General features: G+C 57.6%; 25 protein-coding genes and 1 pseudogene. 12 read left to right on the top strand and 14 right to left on the bottom strand.

Going from position 1 to position 23,663, the window contains the following annotated elements; genetic code table 11:
• Positions 1–204: 204 nt before the first annotated feature.
• The 3 genes from AC2FF8_RS18100 to AC2FF8_RS18090 form a co-directional block, all read right to left on the bottom strand.
• A complete protein-coding gene (locus AC2FF8_RS18100) occupies positions 205–519 on the bottom strand; it encodes a DUF1244 domain-containing protein (RefSeq protein ID WP_257600073.1) in 315 nt (104 codons plus the stop codon).
• Positions 520–606: 87 nt separating this feature from the next.
• A complete protein-coding gene (locus AC2FF8_RS18095) occupies positions 607–846 on the bottom strand; it encodes a DUF6868 family protein (RefSeq protein ID WP_152456995.1) in 240 nt (79 codons plus the stop codon).
• Positions 847–933: 87 nt separating this feature from the next.
• Positions 934–1,671, bottom strand: a complete 738-nt coding sequence (locus AC2FF8_RS18090) for an N-formylglutamate amidohydrolase (protein ID WP_496880384.1) — start codon at positions 1,669–1,671, stop codon at positions 934–936.
• 142 nt (positions 1,672–1,813) lie between these two features.
• Here AC2FF8_RS18090 and pyk point away from each other — a divergent pair, with 142 nt between their 5' ends.
• Complete coding sequence (gene pyk / locus AC2FF8_RS18085) at positions 1,814–3,259, top strand: pyruvate kinase (RefSeq protein ID WP_170344757.1); 1,446 nt, start codon at positions 1,814–1,816, stop codon at positions 3,257–3,259.
• Between the two features lie 12 nt (positions 3,260–3,271).
• Here pyk and AC2FF8_RS18080 read toward each other — a convergent pair whose 3' ends face one another.
• Entirely contained in the window at positions 3,272–3,733 is a 462-nt protein-coding gene (locus AC2FF8_RS18080) for an Lrp/AsnC family transcriptional regulator (protein WP_174818381.1), read from the bottom strand.
• A gap of 197 nt (positions 3,734–3,930) precedes the next feature.
• Between AC2FF8_RS18080 and AC2FF8_RS18075 the strand changes: the two genes are divergently transcribed.
• From AC2FF8_RS18075 to AC2FF8_RS18050, 6 genes are all read left to right on the top strand, one after another.
• Entirely contained in the window at positions 3,931–4,368 is a 438-nt protein-coding gene (locus AC2FF8_RS18075; RefSeq protein ID WP_170344758.1) for a universal stress protein, read from the top strand.
• A gap of 13 nt (positions 4,369–4,381) precedes the next feature.
• Entirely contained in the window at positions 4,382–5,932 is a 1,551-nt protein-coding gene (locus AC2FF8_RS18070; RefSeq protein ID WP_496880383.1) for an alanine/glycine:cation symporter family protein, read from the top strand.
• Positions 5,933–6,115: 183 nt separating this feature from the next.
• Positions 6,116–6,316 (top strand): 50S ribosomal protein L35, encoded by a 201-nt coding sequence (rpmI, locus tag AC2FF8_RS18065; RefSeq protein WP_010443552.1) that lies wholly within the window; start codon positions 6,116–6,118, stop codon positions 6,314–6,316.
• Positions 6,317–6,330: 14 nt separating this feature from the next.
• A complete protein-coding gene (rplT, locus tag AC2FF8_RS18060) occupies positions 6,331–6,696 on the top strand; it encodes a 50S ribosomal protein L20 (protein WP_170344760.1) in 366 nt (121 codons plus the stop codon).
• A gap of 226 nt (positions 6,697–6,922) precedes the next feature.
• Positions 6,923–7,471, top strand: coding sequence for a YeeE/YedE thiosulfate transporter family protein (locus tag AC2FF8_RS18055; protein WP_496880382.1), 549 nt, complete (start codon positions 6,923–6,925; stop codon positions 7,469–7,471).
• A gap of 4 nt (positions 7,472–7,475) precedes the next feature.
• Complete coding sequence (locus tag AC2FF8_RS18050; RefSeq protein WP_170344762.1) at positions 7,476–8,066, top strand: YeeE/YedE thiosulfate transporter family protein; 591 nt, start codon at positions 7,476–7,478, stop codon at positions 8,064–8,066.
• Between the two features lie 97 nt (positions 8,067–8,163).
• Here the strand turns inward: AC2FF8_RS18050 and AC2FF8_RS18045 are convergent, their stop codons facing one another.
• Positions 8,164–9,555: an aminotransferase family protein gene (locus tag AC2FF8_RS18045; protein WP_496880381.1), complete on the bottom strand. Its 1,392-nt coding sequence runs from the start codon at positions 9,553–9,555 to the stop codon at positions 8,164–8,166.
• 221 nt (positions 9,556–9,776) lie between these two features.
• On the opposite strand from AC2FF8_RS18045, the gene AC2FF8_RS18040 reads away from it, so the two are divergent.
• Entirely contained in the window at positions 9,777–11,405 is a 1,629-nt protein-coding gene (locus AC2FF8_RS18040; RefSeq protein ID WP_170344763.1) for an acyl-CoA synthetase, read from the top strand.
• On the opposite strand, the gene AC2FF8_RS18035 is transcribed toward AC2FF8_RS18040, so the two are convergent.
• From AC2FF8_RS18035 to hmgA, 7 genes are all read right to left on the bottom strand, one after another.
• Positions 11,384–11,737, bottom strand: coding sequence for a DOPA 4,5-dioxygenase family protein (locus AC2FF8_RS18035; RefSeq protein ID WP_496880380.1), 354 nt, complete (start codon positions 11,735–11,737; stop codon positions 11,384–11,386). The two genes, AC2FF8_RS18040 and AC2FF8_RS18035, sit on opposite strands and share 22 nt — an antisense overlap.
• A gap of 86 nt (positions 11,738–11,823) precedes the next feature.
• Positions 11,824–12,462 (bottom strand): maleylacetoacetate isomerase, encoded by a 639-nt coding sequence (maiA, locus tag AC2FF8_RS18030; RefSeq protein WP_170344765.1) that lies wholly within the window; start codon positions 12,460–12,462, stop codon positions 11,824–11,826.
• Positions 12,463–12,473: 11 nt separating this feature from the next.
• Positions 12,474–12,671 (bottom strand): DUF2783 domain-containing protein, encoded by a 198-nt coding sequence (locus tag AC2FF8_RS18025; RefSeq protein WP_170344766.1) that lies wholly within the window; start codon positions 12,669–12,671, stop codon positions 12,474–12,476.
• 5 nt (positions 12,672–12,676) lie between these two features.
• Complete coding sequence (locus AC2FF8_RS18020) at positions 12,677–14,287, bottom strand: FAD-dependent oxidoreductase (RefSeq protein ID WP_257600081.1); 1,611 nt, start codon at positions 14,285–14,287, stop codon at positions 12,677–12,679.
• 135 nt (positions 14,288–14,422) lie between these two features.
• The gene (locus AC2FF8_RS18015) at positions 14,423–15,373 is read right to left on the bottom strand and encodes an MBL fold metallo-hydrolase (protein WP_039541551.1); all 951 of its coding nucleotides are present in this window, start codon (positions 15,371–15,373) and stop codon (positions 14,423–14,425) included.
• An 87-nt stretch (positions 15,374–15,460) separates the two neighbouring features.
• A complete protein-coding gene (fahA, locus tag AC2FF8_RS18010; RefSeq protein ID WP_496880379.1) occupies positions 15,461–16,717 on the bottom strand; it encodes a fumarylacetoacetase in 1,257 nt (418 codons plus the stop codon).
• Between the two features lie 217 nt (positions 16,718–16,934).
• Entirely contained in the window at positions 16,935–18,290 is a 1,356-nt protein-coding gene (gene hmgA, locus AC2FF8_RS18005; protein ID WP_496880378.1) for a homogentisate 1,2-dioxygenase, read from the bottom strand.
• A 57-nt stretch (positions 18,291–18,347) separates the two neighbouring features.
• Here hmgA and AC2FF8_RS18000 point away from each other — a divergent pair, with 57 nt between their 5' ends.
• Together AC2FF8_RS18000 and AC2FF8_RS17995 are read left to right on the top strand one after the other, a co-directional pair.
• On the top strand, positions 18,348–18,800 hold the full coding sequence (locus AC2FF8_RS18000) for a MarR family winged helix-turn-helix transcriptional regulator (RefSeq protein ID WP_170344770.1): 453 nt from the start codon (positions 18,348–18,350) through the stop codon (positions 18,798–18,800).
• Positions 18,801–18,860: 60 nt separating this feature from the next.
• On the top strand, positions 18,861–20,111 hold the full coding sequence (locus AC2FF8_RS17995; protein ID WP_496880377.1) for an adenylate/guanylate cyclase domain-containing protein: 1,251 nt from the start codon (positions 18,861–18,863) through the stop codon (positions 20,109–20,111).
• A gap of 285 nt (positions 20,112–20,396) precedes the next feature.
• On the opposite strand, the pseudogene AC2FF8_RS17990 reads toward AC2FF8_RS17995, so the two are convergent.
• Positions 20,397–20,637 (bottom strand): annotated as a pseudogene (locus AC2FF8_RS17990) (transposase); the annotation flags it as partial.
• A gap of 478 nt (positions 20,638–21,115) precedes the next feature.
• On the opposite strand from AC2FF8_RS17990, the gene AC2FF8_RS17985 reads away from it, so the two are divergent.
• On the top strand, positions 21,116–21,601 hold the full coding sequence (locus AC2FF8_RS17985; protein WP_496880376.1) for a GNAT family N-acetyltransferase: 486 nt from the start codon (positions 21,116–21,118) through the stop codon (positions 21,599–21,601).
• Between the two features lie 91 nt (positions 21,602–21,692).
• Here AC2FF8_RS17985 and AC2FF8_RS17980 read toward each other — a convergent pair whose 3' ends face one another.
• Positions 21,693–22,502 (bottom strand): division plane positioning ATPase MipZ, encoded by an 810-nt coding sequence (locus AC2FF8_RS17980; RefSeq protein ID WP_152457022.1) that lies wholly within the window; start codon positions 22,500–22,502, stop codon positions 21,693–21,695.
• A gap of 217 nt (positions 22,503–22,719) precedes the next feature.
• Between AC2FF8_RS17980 and AC2FF8_RS17975 the strand changes: the two genes are divergently transcribed.
• Entirely contained in the window at positions 22,720–23,607 is an 888-nt protein-coding gene (locus AC2FF8_RS17975) for an AEC family transporter (RefSeq protein WP_496880375.1), read from the top strand.
• Positions 23,608–23,663: the final 56 nt, after the last annotated feature.

Genomic DNA, 23,663 nt, shown 5'->3' with positions numbered 1-23,663 from the left:
GAGCAGCCCGGTAGCTCGTCAGGCTCATAACCTGAAGGTCGTAGGTTCAAATCCTACTCCCGCAACCAAAAATACCTACATAAAACAGTATGTTACGCACCGCCTCACGGCGGTGTTTTGCGTTGTCGCGATGGCGATGGAAGCACTGTGGAAGCAAATGGAGCGAACTGGGCCTGTGGTTAACGCGCAACAGGGGCACCCCAGTCAGTCTTTCCTGCCGACGTTTTCTTCGAACGCAACCTTGAAGGCCGCCTGTTTCTCGGGGCCAGCCTCGGTTTGATACTTGGATTTCCATTCGTCCATCGTCATGCCGTAGAAAATCTCGCGGGCTTCATCCTTGCCCAGTTCGATTCCCTTTTCGTTTGCCGCTTCCTGATACCAGCGCGACAGACAGTTGCGGCAAAACCCGGCGAGGTTCATCATGTCGATGTTCTGAACGTCCGTGCGGTCTTCCATCAGGTGCTTTTGCAACCGGCGAAATGCGGCAGCCTGAAGTTCAATTTCGGTTTGCTTGTCCATGAAGTGGCTCCGGATGGCGATTGAGTTGCTTCTGACCTAACAATCCAGTGGACCCGTTACAAGAATCAGACGTGCCGAAGCGCCTTTTCACATCAGTTTCAATGCCAGCCACGGCACGATGCAGAAAACCAGCGTCAGGATTTTGTAGTTCGCAAGATACCTGAAATAGGCGCGTTTCACGTCGGGGCGTTCCATCCGAAACATCCTGCCGTGAATGTCGGCAATCCAATCCTGCAATAGCAGAACCATCAGGGTGGTAAACAGAAGCACCGCTATATTGAGCACGGCCATCCAACCAAAAAACGTCGTCAAAAACTCTTGTGTCATGATGACCCCCTTTCCCAGTTTATATGGGGAATGAAGGCCGTGCTCACAACAGCGTGATGCGCGGTAAAGCACGCGAAAGACTTGCGGTCAAAGGTCGCTGGCTTCCAATGCATCTTCCAGGATCGGAGCCAATCGCTCGGCCCATTCCCTTTGCCCTGCATGGTCTGCGATCAAGTTGTTGCGCAGCTCGATCAGTGCGTTTGGGCGTCCGAACGCGGTACAGTGTTTGTCGATCGCATCCCCCGGCAATATTCCGGTATACGGCTCGTTGACGCCAACGCACAGATCATCCTCGGCCTGAAGCCTTTCGATCAGTGGGCGCGAGAACCGCTGGTCCAAGGTGTGCAGCACGCCAATATGCCATGGGCGCGGTTCACGACCGCGCAGTTGGCGGGTGAAGGAATGCATCGAAACGATCACCGCATGGGGCAGGGCCGCCATTTGCGCCAGTGCCTCGTGGTAGGGGCGGTAACACATATTCAGGCGACGTTCGCGTTCGTCATCATCTGCATGGCGATTTCCCGGGATGATTGACCCGTCATAGAGCTTCATCAACAGCGTCGGATCGTCTTCACCCCGGTTCGGGTCGATGACCAACCGCGAGAAGTTGGCGGCAATCACCGGCGCGTTCAGGATCTCACCCAAGTGTTTCGACACCTCATACGCGCCGACATCATAGGCGATGTGGCGTTCCATATCCTCGCGCGGCAGACCGAGGTCGCCGCCATTTACGTCTGGGGGAACAGTATTGGTTGCGTGGTCGCATGTGATTAGCCAGCGCGACGGGCGATCCGCACCGTGGACGAAAAACGGAGTGTATGTCATGAGCCTGTCATCTAGTTTGCCGCAGGTGTAGGGCAGTTGCTTTGAAAAGGGAATTGCGCAATAAGCACCGAAACGATGTTTGCGGTAACATTTTGCGGAAGCTGATCTGCAAACCTGAGATGACGTAAGGAGGTCTTTGCTAATGCGACGCCTGAGAAATGTGAAAATCGTGGCGACGCTGGGGCCAGCGTCAAATGACTATGACACGATTCGTGCCCTGCACGAGGCTGGTGCGGATGTCTTTCGTCTGAACATGAGCCATGGCAGCCATGATGAGATCCGCGAACGGCACAAAATCATTCGGCAGGTGGAAAAGGACCTGGACAGCCCGATTGCCATTCTGGCCGACCTTCAGGGGCCCAAGCTGCGCGTTGGTGTCTTTGCCAACGAGGCCGAGGAACTGGAAGAAGGTGCAGCTTTCCGGCTCGACCTCAACACTGATGCTGGCGACGTCAACCGGGTCTGCCTGCCGCATCCCGAGATCTTTGCGGCGCTGGAACCGGGCGCGCGCCTGCTGGTGAATGACGGCAAGATCCGTCTGATCGTTCAGGACTGCGGACAGGATTATGCAAATTGCGTGGTTGAGGTGGGTGGCACGATCTCGAACCGCAAGGGCGTCAACGTTCCTGACGTGGTGCTGCCGCTGGCGGCTTTGTCGGCCAAGGACCGAGATGATCTGGAGTTTGTCTGCCAACTGGGTGTGGACTGGTTGGCGCTGAGCTTCGTGCAGCGCGCCAAGGACGTTTTCGAGGCGCGCGCGCTGGCCGATGGCCGCGCGGCGATTCTGTCCAAGATTGAAAAACCTGCGGCAGTAGAGGCGTTTGACGACATCCTTGATGCGTCGGACGGGATCATGGTGGCCCGCGGCGACCTGGGTGTGGAACTGCCTGTATCTGCCGTGCCTCCGATCCAGAAACGCCTGGTTCGAAAATGCCGTGGGGCAGCCAAACCCGTCATCGTCGCCACCCAGATGCTGGAAAGCATGATCGAAAGCCCGATGCCGACCCGTGCCGAAGTGTCGGACGTTGCGACGGCGATCTACGAGGGAACGGATGCCATCATGCTCAGCGCGGAATCGGCAGCCGGTGCCTATCCGATCGAAGCGGTGCAGACGATGAACAAGGTTGCCATCGAAGTCGAAGCCGACCCGACATATACGCAGATCATCGCCGCCTCGCGTACCGCCAAGGGAACCACCGTTGCGGACGGGATCGTTGCCGCGGCGCGCGAAATAGCCGAGAAAACCGAAATCAAGGCGATCTGCTGTTTTACGCAAAGTGGCACGACAGCCGCATTGACCGCGCGCGAACGTCCCGGTGTTCCGATTATCGCAATGACGTCGCTGATGGGAACGGCGCGCAGACTTTGCCTGACCTGGGGTTGCAACTGCGTCATGACGCCCGAGCTTGAACGGTTCAAAAGCGCGGTTGTAAACGCAGCGCGCGCCGCAAGGGCAGGGGGATTTGCAACCGAGACCGATCAGATTGTTGTCACTGCCGGCGTGCCGTTCAACGTGCCGGGCACGACCAACATTCTGCGCGTGGCCCCGTGTGACGAGCGACTGATCTACAGCACGGATCCCGAATAATCAGAACGGGTATCAAAGCCCGGACACCCGTTGGCCAACAGGCTCTTTCACGGCTTCCATGACCGTGAAAGAGCTGGTTTGGTGAATCCCGGGCAGCTTGTTGATTTTCTCACCCAGTATCATCCGGAAATGCGCGATATCGCGGGTGCGGACAGTCAGCAGGTAATCGAACGACCCTGCCACCATCAGGCAGCTTTCGATTTCCGGCACATCGCGTACGGCCTCGTTGAATTTATCCAGGGATTGCTCGGCCGTTGCGGTCAGCGACACCTGTACGACGGTCAGAAGGGCCAGCCCCATTCTCTCTTTGTCGACGATGGCGCTGTAGCCCTTGATATAGCCGTTCTTTTCCAGCCGTTTCACGCGTTCCGAACAGGGCGTGTTTGTAAGGTTTACGCGCGCCGCAAGCTCAACTATTGAGAGCCGGCCATTGGCCTCAAGCTCGTGCAGGATGCGCTGATCGATATTGTCCAATTCTCTACTAATCAGTAAATCTTCCTGTTTTTTTAGTGCAGAACGATAATTTACACTGAGTATAGGCCAAAAAAATCACCAATTCCTAGTGAAAATTCCTGATACTTACCAAAGGGCGGTCTTATTGAAAGTTCCAAGTTCCGGCTGCCCTGCCGGGGGCACGGGCCCCGGCCAAATGAAAAAAATGGAGGAACGACATGACAACAAAGATTGTCATAGGACTCGACGGGACAGAGACCGGTGAGCGCGTGATTGCCTTTGCCAAGGATTTGGCAAGGTTGATCGGCTCGTGTGAACTGGTGGTCGCTTATGTGATCGAATGGTCCCCTTACACCTTTCAGACACCGGAAGAAAACGCACAGCGTCACAAGCGAAGGGAAGAAGAGGTTGATCTGGCAACGTCGCGTATCGTGACGCCTGCCGTTGAGGCCCTCAGAGAGGCTGGTTTCGAAGCGCAGGGTGTTGTTCGTCATGGCGACGTGGCGGAGACCTTGAACGCCATTACAATGGAAATGGGCGGCTCGCAGATCGTTGTCGGCCGATCTTCGGCAGACGGGATCAAGAAACGTATCTTCGGCAGTTCGACCCAGAACCTTGTGATGCATGCCGATGTTCCGGTCACGGTTGTGAACTGAAGGGAGGGACAAAATGAGAATGCTTAAACAACTCGGCGCCTCAACGGCCGCCGCTATTGTCGCCAGCCCTGCCTTTGCGCAAGAAGCCCCGGGGCTTGATGAAAAAATCAACCAGGCTTTCGCTGACCTGACCGGCCCATTCGTCAGCTTCATCTTCGCACCATTCCCCGGGACCAGCTTCCCGTGGATCGTGATGTGGCTGGTCATCGCTGCGACGGTCTTCACTCTGTACTTTGCTTTTGTGCAGATGCGGTTCTTCAGTCACGCAATCAGTCTTGTCAAAGGTGACTATTCCGACCCCAACGATGCAGGCGAGGTCAGCCACTTTCAGGCTCTGGCCACGGCGCTTTCCGGCACAGTCGGCCTGGGGAATATCGCGGGTGTCGCTGTTGCCGTCGGCATCGGCGGACCGGGTGCAACCTTCTGGATGATCCTGGCGGGTCTTCTGGGTATGGCGTCGAAATTCACCGAATGTACGCTGGGTGTGAAATACCGCAACGAGTACGAAGATGGCACCGTTTCGGGTGGCCCGATGTACTATATGTCCAAAGGGTTCAACGAATTGGGCTTGCCGGGTGGCAAGATCCTTGCGGTTTTGTTCTCGATCTTCTGTATCCTTGGCGCGCTGGGTGGGGGCAACATGTTCCAGGCCAATCAGGCGCATCAGCAGATCGCAGGCATCGTGGGCGATTATCCGGGCTGGATTACCGGGCTGGTCTTTGCAGCGGTTGTTTTCATGGTCATCGTCGGCGGCCTGAAGTCCATCGCACGGGTGACTGAAAAGGTCGTACCGTTCATGGGCGTTCTCTATGTTCTGACTGCTCTGGTCATCATCCTGATGAATGCGGATATGATCGGCTGGGCCTTTGGCCAGATCTTCGCCGGCGCCTTCACCGGTCTGGGTGTTGCAGGCGGCATGGTCGGCGCACTGATCCAGGGCTTCAAACGTGCGGCGTTTTCGAACGAAGCGGGTGTTGGCTCGGCAGCGATTGCACACTCGGCTGTTCGGACCAAGGAGCCGATCACCGAAGGCTTCGTTTCCTTGCTGGAACCGTTCATCGACACCGTGGTGATCTGCACAATGACCGCTCTGGTCATCATCATCACCCAGCAATTGATCATCGATCCGGAAACCGGCAACTACATGCTGAATGAGGCCGGTACGGCGATTGCCACTGTGGACGGCAACTCGGGTGTCAGCCTGACCTCTGCCGCCTTCGGCAGCGCATTCGGTTTCTTCCCGTATATCCTGGCGGTTGCGGTGATTCTGTTTGCCTTCTCGACCATGATCAGCTGGTCCTACTATGGCCTCAAGGCCTGGACCTACCTGTTCGGTGAGGGCCACACCAAAGAGCTGATCTTCAAGATCATCTTCTGCATCTTCGTCGTCATCGGCGCCGCAGCCAACCTTGGCCCGGTCATCGACTTCTCGGATGCGGCGATCTTTGCGATGGCGGTGGTCAACGTCTTTGCGCTCTACTTCCTGATGAAAGTGGTGCGTCAGGAGCTGGCCTCGTACTCCGAGCGTTTGAAAACCGGTGAAATCCGCAAATTCGAACACTAAATCCAATCACTGGGGCGGCTTCTGTCGCCCCAGTGCCCGATCAGCCTGCAAAAAGCGCAGAATCTGATCCAAACCCCCTTGCCAGTATGACCGAACTTGCGTAAACGGCGCTTCTGATCGCGTGACCGGCCGAGATGGCATGCCGAGTCGCGTCTGGAACCGAACCCGAAAAAGGAGACGGAAATGCCTAAGATGAAGACAAAGTCGAGCGCCAAGAAGCGCTTCAAGGTGACTGCGACCGGTAAGGTCCTTGCTGGCCAGGCCGGCAAACGTCACGGCATGATCAAGCGGACCAAGAAATTCATCCGCGACGCCCGTGGCAACACCACCCTGTCCGCCCCCGACGCCAAGATCGTCAAGGGCTACATGCCCTACGACCGCTAAGAGGAGATTAAGACATGTCCCGCGTTAAAGGTGGAACCGTAACTCACGCCCGTCACAAGAAGGTCATCAAGGCCGCCAAAGGTTACTATGGCCGCCGCAAGAACACCTTCAAGGTTGCCCGTCAGGCCGTTGACAAGGCCAACCAGTATGCAACCCGCGACCGTAAGAACCGCAAGCGCAACTTCCGCGCACTGTGGATCCAGCGGATCAACGCTGCTGTGCGTTCGCATGACGAAGCACTGACATATTCCCGCTTCATCAACGGCCTGAACCTGGCCGGTATCGAAGTGGACCGCAAAGTTCTGGCCGACCTGGCCGTGCACGAACCGGAAGCGTTCGGCGCGATCGTCGCCAAAGCTCAGGCTGCTCTGACAGCCTGATCCTCTTTCGAGAGACAGTGAAAGAACGGCCGTCCCATTTTGGGGCGGCCTTTTTCTTGTGGCCAGCGGCGTAATCCGTGCGCTTGTTGGACCAGAATGATCCCGCCTTGTCGCATCGACGTTTGCCCAACATTCTTCATGCATGCGCGGTTTGATCTAGATCATGCAGTTATTACTCCAAGATGATGTATATGATTTTTTGAATGTTTAGGGGAAAGGTGAAATCATGACACTAAACTGGAAAATTGGAGGTGTGCTGCTGGGGCTCGTGTTCTTCGGAGCCGTTCTTCTGGTCAAGCCAATCGGTGTTTCGACCCAATTCGTCATTCTCGACGGGATCATCGCGGATGCCGTCAATCCGGAATTCGTAACTCAGACGGTTGACGGCTACAGTTCAACCAATGCCTACTTGGCGAAATCCAATGGAAAATACGCCAAACACGTATCCAATCCGTTGAACTACAGCTTTGTCTTCGTTCTGGCGATGGCTGTGGGGGCATTCTTGTCGGTCAGGGCCCGTGGCGGTCTGGAACCCGAAGAAAGCAAGCTGCCAAAGGTCTGGCGCGAAAACTACGGCAATACCCCTTGGGCCCGATACGCGGTCGCGCTTCTGGGCGGCTTCGTCGTTCTGTATGGGGCCAGGTTGGCCGGAGGGTGCACATCCGGTCACATGATGTCCGGCATGATGCAGACGGCACTGTCCGGATATATCTTTGCAGCTGGGGCATTTGCGGCGGCAATTCCCGCGGCAATGCTGGTCTATCGGAAAGGATAAGGCGATGGAAATCATTCTTGCGATCATCATTGGTGCCGCTTTCGGAGCCGTTCTCGACCGGGTCGGCGCGGCAAACCCAAATTGGATTGTCGGCATGTTGACGCTGCGGCGGCTCCACTTGATGAAAACGATCCTCCTTGCAATCGGAACCGGTTCGATCCTGATGTTTGGCGGGCAGATGCTTGGTTTTGTGGATGTCGGCCACATGTCGGTGAAGTCGGCATATGTCGGCGTCTTCATCGGCGGGTTGTTGCTGGGTGCGGGCTGGGCTGCATCGGGGTACTGCCCAGGAACAGGGGTTTGCGCAGCGGCCTCGGGTCGCCGTGACGCCTTGTTCTTCATCTTCGGAGGTCTGCTCGGGGCCGCGGCCTATATGGCGACATATCCGGCCTGGAAGGCCACGGGCCTTCTCGATGGAATTGCGGGTGGCAAAGTTACCCTCGGTACAGTTCCGGGGTCAGCTTACGAGGGCGTCTTGTCAGTATCTGGCGACATTCTCGGTATCGCTCTGGGGGCAGTTTTCGTTCTGGTTGCATTCATTCTGCCGGACAGCTTGATCGGAACGGACGAAAAAGTTGGCGTTGCGGCCGAATAACCGCGACGGGGCCGTACAGATTCAAGACCGGACACCCGACAAAAAAAACCGGCGCGAAATGCGCCGGTTTCAGTTTTACTTGCCAAGTTCGGCGAACTTACCCGAACACACGCCCCAGCGCGCCATCCACAGCGTCGGTGATCTGGTCGATGTCTTCCGCCGTCGCGATCAGGGCGGGCGAGAAGCAAAGCGTGTTGTTGCGGCTTGGGATCGAGCGGTTTGTGACACCGATGATCACGCCCTGGTTCATACAGTCGGCCACTACCGCCTGTGCCAGTTTCTCGTCCACAGGCTCTTTGCTGGCACGGTCTGCAACCAGCTCGGCACCCAGGAACAGGCCCTTGCCGCGCACGTCGCCGATGACCTTGTGCTTTTCCATCAGTGCCTGAAGGTTGCCCATCATGCGGTCACCCATGGCCGCGCAATTGCCCAGCAGGTTTTCATCCTCGATGATGCGCATGTTTTCGATCGCAGCAGCCGGACCGGCAGTGCAGCCACCAAAGGTCGAGATGTCGCGGAAATAGCTCATCGGGTCCGAAGCATCATCCTTGAACATGTCAAAGACCTCCTCGGTGGTGACCATGCAGGCAATCGCGGCATAGCCCGAGGCCACGCCCTTGGCCATGGTCACGAAATCCGGCTTGATGCCGTATTGCTGATAACCGAACCATGTGCCGGTGCGGCCCACGCCGCAGACAACCTCGTCGATATGCAGCAGCACGTCGTATTTCTTGCAGATCTCCTGCACGCGCTGCCAGTAACCCTCGGGCGCTTCGATCACGCCGCCACCTGCGGTCACCGGCTCAAGGCACAGCGCGCCAACGGTGTCGGGGCCTTCGCGCAGGATGACCTGTTCGATCTGGTCTGCCGCCCATTCGCCGAAATTCTCTTCGGGGGCACCGTCCAGTTCGTGCTTGCGATATTCCATGCAGTGGGGCACGCGCACGAAATCAGGTGCAAAGGGGCCGTATTGTGCGGTGCGCTCGTCCTGACCGCCTGCCGACATGGTTGCCAGCGTCGAGCCGTGATAATCGCGGTCACGATACAGGATCTTGGTCTTTTTGCCGCCGTACTTCTTGTGCGCGATCTGGCGCACCATCTTGAAGGCTTTCTCGTTCGCCTCGCTCCCTGAGTTGGTGTAATACACGCGGCTCATGCCGGGCATCTTGTCGATCAGTTGCTCGGCAAAGATCGCGCCGGGGATCGAGCCGGCCGAATTGGCGAAATAGCACAGCTTCATCAGCTGGTCGTAAACGGCCTTGCAGATCGATTCGCGGCCATAGCCGACGTTGACGGTCCAGACACCGCCGGAAACCGCATCCAGATGCTCTTTGCCTTTCTGGTCCCAGACGCGCATGCCCTTGCCTTCGACAATGATGCGGGGGTCATTGGTTTCAAAGGGTTTGTGCTGGATCAGATGATGCCAGATATGGGCGCGGTCGGCCTCGACCACGCGGGAAAGATCGTTTTCGTTGAACGTGCCGTCCATGACAAGTCCTTTCAGTGAGGTGCGGTGCACGGGGTGCGGAAATGGTGTGCCCCAGCATATGTTTAAGATGCTTCAGATCACCGCGAATGGCCGGATCTAAGTAGGGCCAGATCGCACCATCCCGTATTGCCAGTCAATTAGGGCATCGTAATACTACGGATTTGTCAGAGCACCAAGTTTGTGCTCAAGTCGCGCAAATCGAGTGCAGGGAGGATCAGCAGTTGGCAGCGACCAATATCTATGAGCGTCATTTGGACAAATGCCGGGCGAATTACACACCCTTGTCGCCCCTCTCGTTCATCGAGCGCACGGCGCAGGTTTATCCCGATTACCCGTCGGTCGTTTATGGCGAGCGGCGGTATACCTGGGCTGAAACCTATGCCCGGTGCCGCCGGCTGGCAGGTGCCCTGAATGCGCGGGGTATCGGAAAGGGTGATACCGTATCAGTTATCGCTGCAAACATCCCCGAACTGTACGAAGCGCATTTTGGTGTGCCCATGGCGGGCGCCGTATTGAACGCCATCAACACGCGCCTGGATGCGCCGATAGTCGCTTTCATCCTGAACCACGCCGAAGCCAAGGCGTTGTTGGTTGACCCCGAGTTTTCCGGTGTCGTGAAAGAGGCGCTGGAGCAGGTTGATCATGACATTCTGGTAATCGACATCGAGGATCCCAGCTTTGAAGGCGGTGAAAGGCTGGGCAGCCTGACCTATGACGCCCTGATTTCAGAGGGAGACCCGGAATTTGACTGGTCACTGCCCGAGGATGAATGGGACGCGATCACGCTGAACTATACGTCCGGCACAACGGGCAATCCCAAGGGCGTGGTCTATCACCACCGCGGCGCCACCCTGAATGCACAATCGGATTTGCTGGACTGGGATATGCCCAAGCATTCGATCTATCTGTGGACCTTGCCGATGTTTCACTGCAATGGCTGGTGCTTCCCCTGGGCCATGGCCGCCAATGCGGGCGTGTCCGTCTGTCTGCGCGCCGTGCGCGCCGAGCCGATCTATGCGGCATTCCGGGATGAGAAAGTCACCCATTTCTGTGGCGCTCCCATCGTTTTGAACATGTTGGCCCACGCGCCGGATGAACTGAAGGACTTTGACCATCAGATCAAGGTGATGACCGCGGGCGCTCCGCCGCCGGCCGCCGTGATCGAAGCGATGGAGGCGATGGGGGTCGAAGTCACGCACGTTTATGGCCTGACCGAGACCTATGGGCCTTCGGTCGTTTGTGCCTGGAAGGATGAATGGAACGACAAGGGACCCGAAGACCGTGCTGCCCTGAAAGTACGGCAGGGCGTGCGGTATACGGCGCTGTCTGGTCTGATGGTGGCCGATCCCGAAACGATGGAACCCGTGCCCGCAGATGGCGAAACCATGGGCGAGATCTTTATGCAGGGCAACGTGGTGATGAAAGGGTATCTCAAGAACCCTGATGCCACCGATGGGGCCTTCAAGGGCGGCTGGTTTGCATCCGGCGATTTGGGCGTCATGCATCCGGATGGCTATATCGCGCTCAAAGACCGGTCCAAGGACATCATCATTTCAGGCGGCGAGAATATCTCGTCCGTCGAGGTCGAGGGTATCCTCTACAAACACCCGGCAGTCATGGAAGCGGCGGTTGTGGCCCGGCCAGACGAGAAATGGGGCGAAACCCCCTGCGCCTTTGTCGAGCTGAAGCCTGACGCAACCGCGACCGAGGCAGAGCTGATTGCTTTTTGCCGAAACAACATGGCCCATTTCAAAGCGCCCAAGACCGTGGTGTTTGGCACCCTGCCGAAAACGTCAACCGGAAAGGTGCAGAAATTCGTTCTGCGGGATCAGGCGCGGGCGCTGGGCTGACGCGTGCCAAAGATCGACAGGTCCAGATCCAACATTTCACCCATCCAAATCGCGCGATCGCGGTGATCGGCCAGATGGTCGCCGGTTTCCGGGTGGGTGAAAACGGTAAGGCCCCGCCGGTTCAGCATCAACCACGGTGTGACCTGGTCGAAGGCATCAGCCGCAAAGCTCAACTGGCAGCTCCAGCGCGGGTGGGGGCCGACATTGCGGCTATGCATGCGTCCCATCCGCACGGGGAACAGACGGGCGGCCTCTTCGCAGACCTGTTGTGCCGTGTTCTGCGTGTCGGCGTCAAAATAGACATGGGCGTGGTATCCGGTGATCTGGGGCATCAGAACCTCTTTTGCTTTGATGAAACAAAGCTAAGTCCGATCGGGCCAGACGCCTAGGCACACAGGCACACAGGGCCTGTGCAAGCTTATTGGGGTGCGTGCCTGTCAGGATGCGCCGCGACAAATGCCGAGTGACCGGCGCAGGCCTTTTCGACACCCAGCAGACGCGGCATGTCCGACAAGTCGACCTTCCACCGGCGCGCATTGTAGATCTGCGGGATCAGGCAGATGTCGGCGAGGCCGGGCTGTGAACCGACGCAATAGGGGGTTTGTTCAAACTCACCCAACATGGTCTCGAAGGCCTGCAACCCCGGCCGGATGAAGTGCCGCATCCACTCTCCGGGCATGTCGGATGGGTCTTTGCTGAGGGCGGTCGCATGACGTGCAACTGAAAGGTTGCAAACAGGGTGAATGTCCACCGCAATCGCATAGGCCAGCGCCTGCACGCGCGCGCGCCCTGCTGCATCGTCGGGCAGAAGGTTCAATTCACGTGTCTTGTCCAGATAGTCGAGAATGGCCAGAGATTGCGTCAGCCGCAGCCCGTCAATATCCAGAACCGGAACGAACCCTTGTGGGTTTCGGGCAATATGTGCATCGCCCTTGTGTTCGCCATCCACCAGGTCGACGACAACCGCGCGATAGTCGATTCCGGCCAGATTCAGGGCGATCCGCACCCGATAGCTGGCCGAGGAGCGCCAATAGTCATAAAGGACGGTTTTGCTCACATTCGAATCCGTCACTTGTCGGCCAGGGTGGCGGCGCGAATGGCGTCAGACAACACCGCCTTGTCGCCGATGTGATTGGCCAGCACCAGAACCAGCCGGGCGTTCAGCGCGTCACTGTCGGCTTTATCAAGCCCTTCATGCGCGGCCAGCAGCTCGGCATAGAAGTCGTCGGCATCGTCGATATTCGGGGATAGGATCAGGTCAGACATCGCGCTTACTCCTTGCCGCAGGCTCTGCGGATCGCATGGCGGAAACTGTTTTCTTCATAGCTGTCCCGCCGCGCCGCCACGTGCTGATCGGGGCGGATCAGATAAACGGCGCTGGTTGCGTCGCCCAGATAGCGACGTTTTAGCGCCAGGGTCAGATCATCCTTGACCGACAGCGCCAACCGCGTGACCTCGACCCCGTCTTCTTCCAGCACCTCCGGGGCATCCGCGTCAATCGTCAGAAGGGTGAATTTGCCTGCCAGTTTGGGCAACAGGAACGCATCACCCAGCGGCGCGTCCGGGCAGGCCGAGCCGGGGCGCGTCTCGGCTGGGCCATCCAGCGCGTCGGCAGAATTCAGGGTAGAGCCGTCATAGGTGCAAGGTTGACTCAGGCGTCCTGAATTCACCAACGGACGGGCAAACTCGTACTGCTCGCTCAGGTCCAGAACCGCATCCCGCAGAACTCGCGACATTTCGGATTTCGGAGTAATGAAATCGGTGGACCGGCTGGATTTCTGGATGTTCTCATCAGCCCCGTGCACGCGTTCCGCGTCGTAGCTGTCCAGCAGGCTTTCGGGGGCTTTCCCATCCAGCACCAGTTTCAGTTTCCAGCACAGGTTGTCAGTGTCTTGCAGGCCGGAATTGGCGCCGCGCGCGCCAAAGGGGCTGACCTGATGCGCGCTGTCGCCTGCGAAAAGGACCCGTCCTTTGCGGAAGCTTTCCATGCGGCGGCACTGGAAGGTATAAATCGAGACCCACTCCAGCTGAAACTCGACGTCGTCGCCCAGCATCGCCTTGAGGCGCGGGATCACATTCTCGGGGCGCTTTTCGCGTTCCTTGTCGATGTCCCAACCCAGTTGCAGGTCGATACGCCAGACATTGTCGGGCTGTTTGTGCAAAAGCGCGGATTGCCCGCGATTGAACGGAGGGTCAAACCAGAACCAGCGTTCCGAGGGGAAATCGGCATCCATGATCACGTCCGCGATCAGGAAATTGTCTTCGAAAACACGCCCTTCGAAATCGATGCCCAGCATCCGCCGGGTGGGCGACGCGGCACCATCGCAGGCGATCAGCCACTCGGCCTCGAGTGTATAAGGGCCTTCGGGGGTTTCGACCTCCAGCCGAACGTGATCTTCGTGCGTACCGATTGCATCAACCTTGTTGCGCCCGCGAATCTCGATCGGTGCGCCGTCTGCCTGCAACTCGCGCACGCGTTCCACAAAGAAGTTTTCAAAATGGTATTGCTGCAAGTTGATGAAGGCCGGGTTGGCGTAACCTTCGTCCGGTTGCAGGTTGAATTCATAGACCTGACGATCATCGAAAAAGACCTTGCCGCGGTCCCATAGAACGCCTTTGTCGACCAATCGCTGGCCGCAGCCCAGCCGGTCTGCAATTTCGAGCGTGCGTTGGGAAAAACAGATGGCGCGGCTGCCAAAGCTGACCTTGTCATTTTCGTCCAGAACCACAACTTCGACCCCTTGCTGGGCCAGATCGATGGCGGCGGCCAGACCAACCGGCCCTGCACCGATCACGATGACCTTGTGCCTGACGGGCGTCGGGCTGTCCTGATCCGGGCTGCGTTCATATCCGTAAAGCGGCGTTTCAAAGATCTTGTTCATGGGCTCCCCCCCAAAACAGATGCACCGATGTGCTGCATGTCCTGTCCCCCGGCGACGGGCGCCGGAGGTCTTGGATTATGGTTTCATCGAATCCCGCCGCACAAAACGATCTGGATCAAACTCGACCGTTTTTCGTCAGCCTTGCAGAGCTTCCCACATCTCGAGGTCGCGCTGGGCGGTCCAGATGCGGGGCGTGTCAATGCCGCGCGCCTCGTCATAGGCGCGGGCCACGTTGAACGGCAGGCAGTGCTCGTAGATCGCGTAATCGGCAAATTTGGGGTCACATTCAGCGCGGACTGCGTCCCAGGCCTCTTTCAGGGAGCCGCCGCGCGCCGCGACCTTCGCCGCCGGCCGGTATGTGCTTTCGACAAAATCGCGGGTGTTCTCGATGGCCGCATTCACCATATCCTTGCCGACCAGCGCATCGCCGCGCCCCGGTGCAATGGCGTCGACATCGAACCACTTGATCTCGTCCAGCGTGTCACCCCAGTCGCTGAAATGACCATCGCCGCAATAGCAGGCCGAGTGATATTCGACGATATCGCCGGTGAACATCACGTTCTGATCCGGCACATGGATGACGATGTCGCCTGCCGTATGCGCGCGACCCAGATGCATCAGGTCGATCCGGCGGTTGCCCAGATACACCGTCATCGTATCGCTGAAGGTGGTGGTGGGCCAGGTCAGGCCGGGGATGCTTTCATGCCCTTCGAACAGGCGCGGGAAGCGCTGGAATTCGCTGTCCCAGTCTTCCTGACCCCGCTCGACGACCATGGCGCGGGCCATGTCCGACATCAGGATCTGCTGCGCGCCGAACGCGCTTGCGCCCAGAACACGTACTGCGTGGTAGTGGGTCAGGGCCACATGCGTGATCGGTTTGTCGGTGACGGAACGCACGCATTCGATCACCTTGTTTGCCAGACGCGGAGTCGCCTGCGCCTCGACGATCATCACGCTGTCGTCACCGATGATCACACCCGAGTTCGGGTCGCCTTCGGCGGTAAAGGCATAGAGCCCTTCTCCGACTTCAGTGAAGCTGATCTTTTTTTCCGACATGTCCCCCTGGGACGCGAATGCTTTGGCCATCTTGGTTTTGTCCTTTTGCGGTTGCGCGGAAGGCAGAGGTTGGATGCCTCCGGCGGGAGTATTTGGGAAAAGATGAAGATCAGTGCGTCATCTTTCGTAAGGGTTCTCGAGCGCGGGCAGCAGCTTGCCCACACAGTCGCCGAAGCCGATCGTGTAGCCATCGCCCTTGGCAGCCCCTTTAAGGGTCAGGGTATCGCCGTCCTCGATGAAGCTGCGGGATTCGCCGGTATCCAGTGTGATCGGTTCCTTGCCGCCCCAGCTGAGTTCCAGAAGCGAACCGCGGCTGTCCTTCGTCGGCCCCGAGATCGTGCCCGACCCCAGCAGGTCGCCCGTGTTCATCGGGCATCCTGATGTGGTGTGATGCGCCAATTGCTGCGCAGCGGAATAGTACATCTGGTTGTAGTTGGTCCGGGCAATCGTCGTGGCGGGTTGCCCGGCAGGTGCCATGGTGATCGCCAGATCGATGTCATAGAGCATCGGGCCGCAATCCTTGAGGTGATCCAGCAGTTCGAATTCGCGGGGCGGCGTGTCACAGCGGAACGGCTCGAGGGCCGCCTTGGTCACGATCCATGGGCTGATCGAGGTTGCCGTGGCCTTTGCCTGAAACGGGCCCAGCGGCTGATATTCCCATGCCTGGATGTCCCGTGCGGACCAGTCATTCAGAAGCACGTAGCCGAAAATATTGTCATCCGCTTCCTGCACGGTGATCGGACCATCCGAGGGTGTTCCGACAATCGCGCCCATCTCAAGCTCGATGTCAAAGCGACGGCTGGGCAGGAAGGCGGGCAAGTCCTGATCGGGGGCTTTCAGCTGACCCCAGGGGCGGCGAATATCCGTGCCCGATACCACGACCGAAGATGCACGTCCGTTGTAACCAATGGGAATGTGCAGCCAGTTCGGCGGCAGGGCGTTTTCCGGCCCCCGGAACATGGTGCCCACGTTGAAGGCATGGTTTCGACCCGCATAAAAGTCGGTGTATTCGCTGACCGCAAAGGGCAGATGCATTTCCGCATCTTCTTGTTTGACAAGCAGCGGCTCGACCTTGGCTTGTTCATCTGAACCTTCGGCCAGCAGGCTGATCAGCCGCTCGCGCAGCGCGGTCCAGACGGCTGGACCTTCTTCCATGAGGGGGTTCCAGAATGGCATGTCGAAAAGCGGCTCATCGCTTAGGGTGATCAACCCCTCGGCTTCGGCGGCGGTGACGTCGAGGATCATGTCACCGATGGCCACTCCACAGCGGGGATCATCACCTTCGGTCGAGAAGACACCATAAGGCAGGTTGTTCAGTGGGAACGGATGTGTCGCGTCATTGGCCGACGCAACCCAGGAAGTCATCAAAGGCATGTCTTGCCCCTATTTTGTTATGTTCTAAGAGGTTCGGAAGGATTTTGGCTTTGGAACGGAGATAGCAATAGCACGAAGCCGCCGCGGTTGTGGCATGTCATATGCACGAGGCATCGCTGCACACCGGTTGCCGAGGCGTGTCGGGTCGGCAACCGGTTCAACTCCGGCATGTTCAGCGCGGGCAGGACGACGGCAATGAAACTGAACCAATGGCGGTTCATTTCTTGCCCGGCGTTCCGTCGAACTTCTTCTCAAGCGATGTCCAGCAGTCGATGTAATCATCCTGCAACGGCGCCTCGGTGGCGGCAAACGGGGTCAGGTGCTGCGGGAAACGGGTTTCGAACATGAACGACATCGTCTGATCCAGCTTGTCCGGCCCCAGGTTGGAATATGACGCCTTGTCAAAAGCCTCCCTGTCGGGGCCGTGTGGGATCATCATGTTGTGCAGGCTTGTGCCGCCGGGAACAAAGCCCTGCGGTTTCGCGTCGTACTGGCCGTAGATGTTGCCCATCAGCTCGGACATGATGTTCTTGTGGTACCACGGCGGGCGGAACGTGTCTTCCATCACCATCCAGCGTTCGCGGAACAGGACAAAGTCGATATTGGCCGTGCCGGGCTGGCCGGACGGGGCCGTCAGAACGGTAAAGATCGACGGGTCGGGATGGTCAAACAGGATCGCGCCGACGGGGCAATAGTTGCGCAGGTCGTATTTATAGGGCGCATAGTTGCCGTGCCATGCAACGACATCCAGCGGGCTGTGGCCGATCCTGGTGGTGTGGAATTGCCCGCACCATTTGATTGTCACGGTAGATGGGGTTTCACGATCCTCGTAAGCCGCCACAGGTGCCTTGAAATCGCGTGGGTTCGCCATGCAATTGGCCCCGATCGGTCCGCGACCCGGCAGTTCAAACTTCTGACCGTAATTCTCGCAGACAAAGCCGCGTGCGGGGCCTTCCAGAACCTCAACCCGGTATAGCAAACCACGCGGAATGATCGCGATTTCCTTGGGCTCCAGGTCGATGACCCCCAGTTCCGTCGCAAATCGCAGGCGCCCTTCCTGTGGCACAACCAGCAATTCGGAATCAGCCGAGAAGAAATAGTCATCGACCATGGATTCCGTGACCAGATAGATGTGGCTTGCCATGCCGACCTGCGTGTTCACATCACCTGCGGTTGTCATGGTCCGCATACCGGTCATCCAGTTCAGACCTTCATCGGAATGCGGGATGGGATCCCAGCGGTACTGGCCAAGGCTGATCACATCCGGATCAATGCAGGGGGCCGATTTCCAGTAGGGAAGATCGATTTTTTCATAACGATGCGAGTGCTTTACGGACGGGCGAATGCGATAGCACCACGTACGCTCAGGCGGGTTGGCGGTAAAGGCCGTGCCGCTCAGCTGCTCTCCGTAAAGACCATAGTTGCACCGTTGCGGGCTGTTCATCCCTTGCGGCAGGGCCTCGGGCAAGGCCTCGGTTTCAAAGTCGTTCCCAAAGCCTGGCATATAACCTGCATGAGTTCCGACAGGCGTCGCAGCCTGTGTCAGCGTATGCGGATCAGTCGGACGATTCATTGCGTTTTCCTCCGTTTGCTGCTTGTCGGTTAATAGTTGATTTTGTAACTAACAAGCATGACACACGATGAATCCGAAAAAAATGATGACTTTGATTTGCAGAATTTTCTGCCCTTCCTGCTGAATCAGGCGGCCGAGCGGGCTTCGCTTGAGTTTCAGGCCGTTTACAAGGGCCGCTATGGGATGCTCAGAACCGAATGGCGGGTGTTGTTCCATCTGGGGCTGTTTGGCGAGATGACCGCCAAGGAAATCGGCGCGCGTGCCAGAATGCACAAAACCAAGATCAGCCGTGCGGTCGCCAAGCTGGAAGAGCGTCGATATCTGAAACGCACGCGGGACGAAGCGGATCGGCGGGCGGAATGGCTGACACTGACACCGGCAGGACAGGCTGTGTATCGTGACCTGCGCGGTGTTGCTGCCAAGTACGATGCGAAACTGTCAGGCCTGTTCAAACCGGAAGAGGCCGCGTTGTTGCGTCAAATGCTGCAAAGGTTGTCCGGTTTGGACTGACCTATGGCAATTGATGCGTGTAGCCCCCAAATGGGGATCATGCTTGATACGGACATTAAAATGACCTCGCTAGATTCCGCTTCGGTTTCCACAGATTCTCTGATCGATTGGCTGGTCAACAAGGGGCTTGAGGGCGCCGGGCAAGAAGAGTTGTTGGAAGGGTTTTGTACCCGATTGGTAGATATGGGTGTTCCGTTGATGCGCTTTCATGCGGCGCAATCGACCCTGCATCCGGTTTACGGCGGCACCGGTTACAGCTGGTACAACGGCGCGGGTGGCGAATCCGAGACGTTTGAATACACGGACACGCCCAGCGAAGTTTGGCAGCAAAGCCCTCTCTATGCGCTGCTGAATGAAGATCTGGATGAAATCCGGGTCAAACTGGTCGAGCACAACGAACCCAGCCGCTTTCCCCTGCTTAACGATCTGCGCGAAGTCGGAGCAACCGATTATTATGCCACGGGCCTGTCTTATGAAGGGGCGAAACAGCTGCGCCCCGACGGCACGAAAAAGGTCAGCGATGGCGTTCTGATGTCCTGGACCAGCGACGCGCCGAACGGATTCGAAGACAGTGATCTGAACCGAATACAAACTGTACTGCCGCATCTGGGGCTGGCGCTCAAATCCGCCAAGAACCACGATCTGGCCAAGGACCTGATGCGGGTCTACCTAGGCCGGGATGCCGGTCGCCGGGTTCTGTCGGGTGAAATTCGGCGCGGGTCCTTGCAGCAAATCGATGCGGTGATCTGGAATTTCGACCTCGAAGGCTTCACCACGCTGTCCGAAGACCTGCCGGGCCATGAGATCATCGACATGCTGAACGACTATCTGGCCGTTGCCGTGGGTGTGGTGCATGACAAGGGCGGTAACATCCTGAAATTCATGGGTGACGGGCTGATGGCAATGTTCGATGTCGGAGAGATCGACGAAGACGCCCGTGCCGCGCTTGATGCCGTGCCCTTGTTGCAGTCCCGCATGGATGAATTGAACGCAAGACGCCGCGCGCAAGGTCTGCCGGTGGTCAACTACACGCTGGCCCTGCATTCGGGCGAGATTCTCTATGGCAATATCGGGTCCGAAACGCGGCTGGACTTCACCGTGATCGGCCCGGCTGTCAACCAGGCCGCCCGCATCGCGGGAATGCACCGGTCTTTGGGTCAGAGGATCCTGATCTCGGACGACGTCGCCCGCGCTGCACAGCGCTGCGCGCAGGAACTTGTCTCGGTCGGCCGCTACATGCTTCGCGGTGTGAATGAGCCGAAGGAGCTGTTTACGGTATACAGTCCCGGCGGGCCATCAGAAACCAAGTGAAACTGCGGTTATTTCGTTCAGCGGTACCGAAGCTGAAAGACGTGATGGCACGTCTCGGTTCAGCTGGACACGAGCGGCGGGTTAGCCCGAATGTTCAAGAAAAATGCGACTTTAATCCAATAGCTGGTTTGAGCTTCCAGCGGAGGTCGTGGCAAGACTGTCGGGAGGCTATCGTACTGCGCAAAAAGCGCTTCCATTGGCTTCAGAAAATTGCTGATGCTACGCTGGCCTGTTTTTGAGGATGCATGACCGACCTCAATGATTTTGAGAAGATGGAGCGCGAAGGCCGGGCCAATCCAGCTAACCGCTTCTTGCCAGCCTCAAGGAACTCTTTCGACCAACTGTAATACAGGCTCGTGGCTATTCCTTCGCGGCGACACAACTCCGCTATGCTATCCTCACCACGAAGCCCATCCAAAACAATGCGGTTCTTTTCCTCTGCTGAATGTTGTCACCGCGTCTTCCTGCGGATGTCTTTGACGACCCTCTCTGCCGGTGCTTTGTGTTTCCCGGATTTCATTCTCATCTCCACTATCTAATGGTTACGATGAGCCTGAAATCCTCCGCTACGCAATCAACCTATTCTGTTCCATGAGCGCGGATGTCAGACATGCGCAGCATCGCTTTTGGGAGCGTAGCCAGTCATAAAGCGAGACGCAATTCGCTCTGATCTGGCGGCACGTACTCGCTCTCAAGGTATGAAACACAATGGCGGTTTTCTGGTCCCGGCTCCGTCCGTCATCGTTTCGGCCGTTCGCTGCTGACATTTGCAAATTCTTTGTGATTATGCGCGTGCACCGACTGGCATCTTTGTCCCGCTAGCCGGATTTTGATTTCGCCTGAACCGAGCGGATGACCTACAGAAACCGTCAGATGAACAGTTCGAGCCAAATCGGCAGAGGCTGCAATTCGCGCCTTTGTCTGGTTATCGATACGCTTTGCCGGCCGCGAGACAGCTTCGGGTTTCTTGGGCTATATCTCTCCATAAGACATAGGAGAACTGTATGCGCGAGTTTAGAAATGCCCAAGCCGCCGATGCGGATCGCTGCTTCGAAATCGAGACCGCGGCCTACGAAGGTGAAGAGGCTGCGACACACGCCAAAATCTGTAAACGGATCGAGACCTACCCCGATGGCTTTCTGATCCTTGAAGTGGATGGAACGGTCGTTGGCTTTATCAACTGCGGATGCGCTCATGTGGTTGAAATGTCTGACGAGGAGTTCAAGGAACTTATCGGCCACGACCCTGACGCGCCCAATGTGGTCATCATGTCCGTCGTCGTAGACCCGACCGAACAAGGCAAGGGTTATTCAAGGTCTCTGATGGATGAGTTTGTCAGGCGCATGCAGCAGATGAACAAGGCAACGATCCATCTGATGTGCAAAGAGCATCATGTGTCGCTCTACGAGAAGTTCGGCTATAGCTACCTGAGACGGTCTGCTTCCGACCACGGAGGAATGGCGTGGCATGAGATGAGTATGGGGCTTTGAAGCAAAGCTTACTGACCCTCAGCTAAACGGACATACGGCCCTCCAAACGGAACGGCAGCTTTGTCCGCAGAGCGGCCGCCGAAACAACAGATCAGAAATCAATCTCCACACCCGGCAGGTTCAGCTCTTTCATCATGTCACGCAGTTCCTGCCGGGCGGCGATGTTCGAGATGTTCAGCTGTTTGACGCCGATGTCCTTCAGGTCCAGCAGGGTCAGGCCGCGCGGGAACAGTTCGCGGAAGATAACCCGCTCGGAAAAGCCCGAGGCGACCCGAAAGCCGATGCGCTGGGAGAGCATCTCGATCGCGCGCTGCATCTTTTCCTTGTTGACCATGCGCTGCGTACCGACCCGGTTGCGAACGACGACCCAGTCGATCGGCTTCAGCCCGGCCTGTGCCCGCAGTTGACGAGCGTTCCAGACCATTTCGGAATAGACGGACGGGCCAAGGATCTTCTCTCCCTTCGAGTCGATCCGCGCCAAAAGGTCAAAGTCAATGAAGCTGTCGTTCAACGGGGTGATCAGCGTGTCGGCCAGTGAATGCGCCACCTGACTCAGACGGGTATGAGACCCCGGGCAGTCGATCAGAATAAAGTCGCTGTCGCTTTCCAGTTGGGATACGGCAGCAGACAGGCGATGGTCATAGATGTTCTCGCCCGGTTTCAACGTTGCGGCGTCGATCTCGGGCAGGTCGTGATGGCGCGGGCTGGGCAGAGTCAGGTCCGAGCTTTTGAGGAAGTTGTTGCGGTTCTCGAAGTATCGTCCCAGACTGCGCTGGCGCAGGTCCAGATCCAACGTGCTGACCTTGTGTCCCAATCGGGCCAGCGCGGTCGCCACATGCATCGACACGGTCGATTTGCCTGCGCCACCCTTTTCGTTCCCGACCACAATGATATGTGCCATGCTTGTATTCCCAAGTCTCGCCGTGCTTCACTACACGTTGTTGTCAGCCACTATATGTTGTGTCGGCGGCGAAGGAAAGAACCTCAAGCGGCGCTTTCGGGCATTATCAGACTCTAATCGGGAAAACCCAACGCCGTGCACGGGTTACACAGGGTGCTTGCCATTGCAATGGCGCTGATTCACTGTCGAAAAACGGTTTCAGCAAGGAGAATTCTGTTTGGAGCACCTGTTCCTGAACGTACTGAACGTGGTTCTGCCAGTTCTGATCTGCGCTGGAATTGGCTATGCTCTGGCCGTGATTCAGGCGCCTTTCGACAACAGGGTCATTGGCGGGATCGTCTCAAAAGTCGGCTATCCGACATTGATCATTTCTCATCTGTCGAACACCAAACTGGCCGTGGGCACGTTTCTTGACATGATGACCGCCGCTGCCCTTGCGGTGGCCGGTTTCGGGGTTTTGGGATATGTCGGGCTCAAGGTTCTTCGCTTGCCGGTGAGGGCATTTCTGACGCCGTTGATGCACGGGAATGTCGGCAATATCGGCCTGCCAATCACTTTGCTGGCGCTGGGTGATGCAGGTATGGCCTTTACCATGGCGTTCGTGGTGGTGGTGCTGATCAGCATCTTTACCGTCGGCATGTGGATCCCGGCCGGAGAATTCTCGCCCAGGAAACTGGCGACGTCCCCGATTATCTACGCCGTGGGCCTCGCTCTGATCCTGATGGCAACGGGGCAGAGCCTGCCGCAACCGGTCGCGAAGTCCTTTGACATCTTGGGTGGATTGTCGATCCCGCTCATGCTGCTGACCCTGGGGCATACGCTCGCGACGCTGCGTGTGAAAAGCCTGGGTCGTGCGGTTCTGCTTACGGCCCTGCATCTGGCGATGGCGGTTGCAATTGCCAGTGTTCTGATCTGGTTGTTTGGTTTCACGGGAACCGAGCGGGGTGCGCTGATTCTGTGTTGCCTGATGCCTTCATCCGTGGCGACTTATCTGTTCGTCGACCAGCATGTTCCGCAATACGGGCCAGATGTGGCCGGGTTCATTCTTGTCTCGACGCTCAGCACTGTCCTGGTGCTGCCCATTGCGCTGTCTTACTGGATCTGACGCACCCCTATGCGCAAGGCCAGAAATCGTTAAACTGATGTTGATTGTATTCAACA

It is taken from the genome of Ruegeria sp. YTSA144, from assembly GCF_059610125.1.
Note: the sequence above shows the minus strand (reverse complement) of the source record. Positions and strands in the feature narration are given on the sequence as shown.

Excerpts from the sequence above, each read along its gene's own strand:
- hmgA (WP_496880378.1), bottom strand. The coding sequence starts at position 18,290 with ATGAATCGTCCGACTGATCCGCATACGCTGACACAGGCTGCGACGCCT.
- AC2FF8_RS17985 (WP_496880376.1), top strand. The coding sequence starts at position 21,116 with ATGCGCGAGTTTAGAAATGCCCAAGCCGCCGATGCGGATCGCTGCTTC.
- AC2FF8_RS18055 (WP_496880382.1), top strand. The coding sequence starts at position 6,923 with ATGACACTAAACTGGAAAATTGGAGGTGTGCTGCTGGGGCTCGTGTTC.
- AC2FF8_RS17980 (WP_152457022.1), bottom strand. The coding sequence starts at position 22,502 with ATGGCACATATCATTGTGGTCGGGAACGAAAAGGGTGGCGCAGGCAAA.
- rplT (WP_170344760.1), top strand. The coding sequence starts at position 6,331 with ATGTCCCGCGTTAAAGGTGGAACCGTAACTCACGCCCGTCACAAGAAG.
- AC2FF8_RS18050 (WP_170344762.1), top strand. The coding sequence starts at position 7,476 with ATGGAAATCATTCTTGCGATCATCATTGGTGCCGCTTTCGGAGCCGTT.
- AC2FF8_RS18100 (WP_257600073.1), bottom strand. The coding sequence starts at position 519 with ATGGACAAGCAAACCGAAATTGAACTTCAGGCTGCCGCATTTCGCCGG.
- AC2FF8_RS18095 (WP_152456995.1), bottom strand. The coding sequence starts at position 846 with ATGACACAAGAGTTTTTGACGACGTTTTTTGGTTGGATGGCCGTGCTC.
- fahA (WP_496880379.1), bottom strand. The coding sequence starts at position 16,717 with ATGCCTTTGATGACTTCCTGGGTTGCGTCGGCCAATGACGCGACACAT.
- AC2FF8_RS17995 (WP_496880377.1), top strand. The coding sequence starts at position 18,861 with ATGACCTCGCTAGATTCCGCTTCGGTTTCCACAGATTCTCTGATCGAT.
- AC2FF8_RS18070 (WP_496880383.1), top strand. The coding sequence starts at position 4,382 with ATGAGAATGCTTAAACAACTCGGCGCCTCAACGGCCGCCGCTATTGTC.
- AC2FF8_RS18090 (WP_496880384.1), bottom strand. The coding sequence starts at position 1,671 with ATGACATACACTCCGTTTTTCGTCCACGGTGCGGATCGCCCGTCGCGC.
- AC2FF8_RS18000 (WP_170344770.1), top strand. The coding sequence starts at position 18,348 with ATGACACACGATGAATCCGAAAAAAATGATGACTTTGATTTGCAGAAT.
- rpmI (WP_010443552.1), top strand. The coding sequence starts at position 6,116 with ATGCCTAAGATGAAGACAAAGTCGAGCGCCAAGAAGCGCTTCAAGGTG.
- AC2FF8_RS18025 (WP_170344766.1), bottom strand. The coding sequence starts at position 12,671 with ATGTCTGACCTGATCCTATCCCCGAATATCGACGATGCCGACGACTTC.
- AC2FF8_RS18015 (WP_039541551.1), bottom strand. The coding sequence starts at position 15,373 with ATGGCCAAAGCATTCGCGTCCCAGGGGGACATGTCGGAAAAAAAGATC.
- pyk (WP_170344757.1), top strand. The coding sequence starts at position 1,814 with ATGCGACGCCTGAGAAATGTGAAAATCGTGGCGACGCTGGGGCCAGCG.
- AC2FF8_RS18035 (WP_496880380.1), bottom strand. The coding sequence starts at position 11,737 with ATGCCCCAGATCACCGGATACCACGCCCATGTCTATTTTGACGCCGAC.
- AC2FF8_RS18020 (WP_257600081.1), bottom strand. The coding sequence starts at position 14,287 with ATGAACAAGATCTTTGAAACGCCGCTTTACGGATATGAACGCAGCCCG.
- AC2FF8_RS18075 (WP_170344758.1), top strand. The coding sequence starts at position 3,931 with ATGACAACAAAGATTGTCATAGGACTCGACGGGACAGAGACCGGTGAG.
- AC2FF8_RS18045 (WP_496880381.1), bottom strand. The coding sequence starts at position 9,555 with ATGGACGGCACGTTCAACGAAAACGATCTTTCCCGCGTGGTCGAGGCC.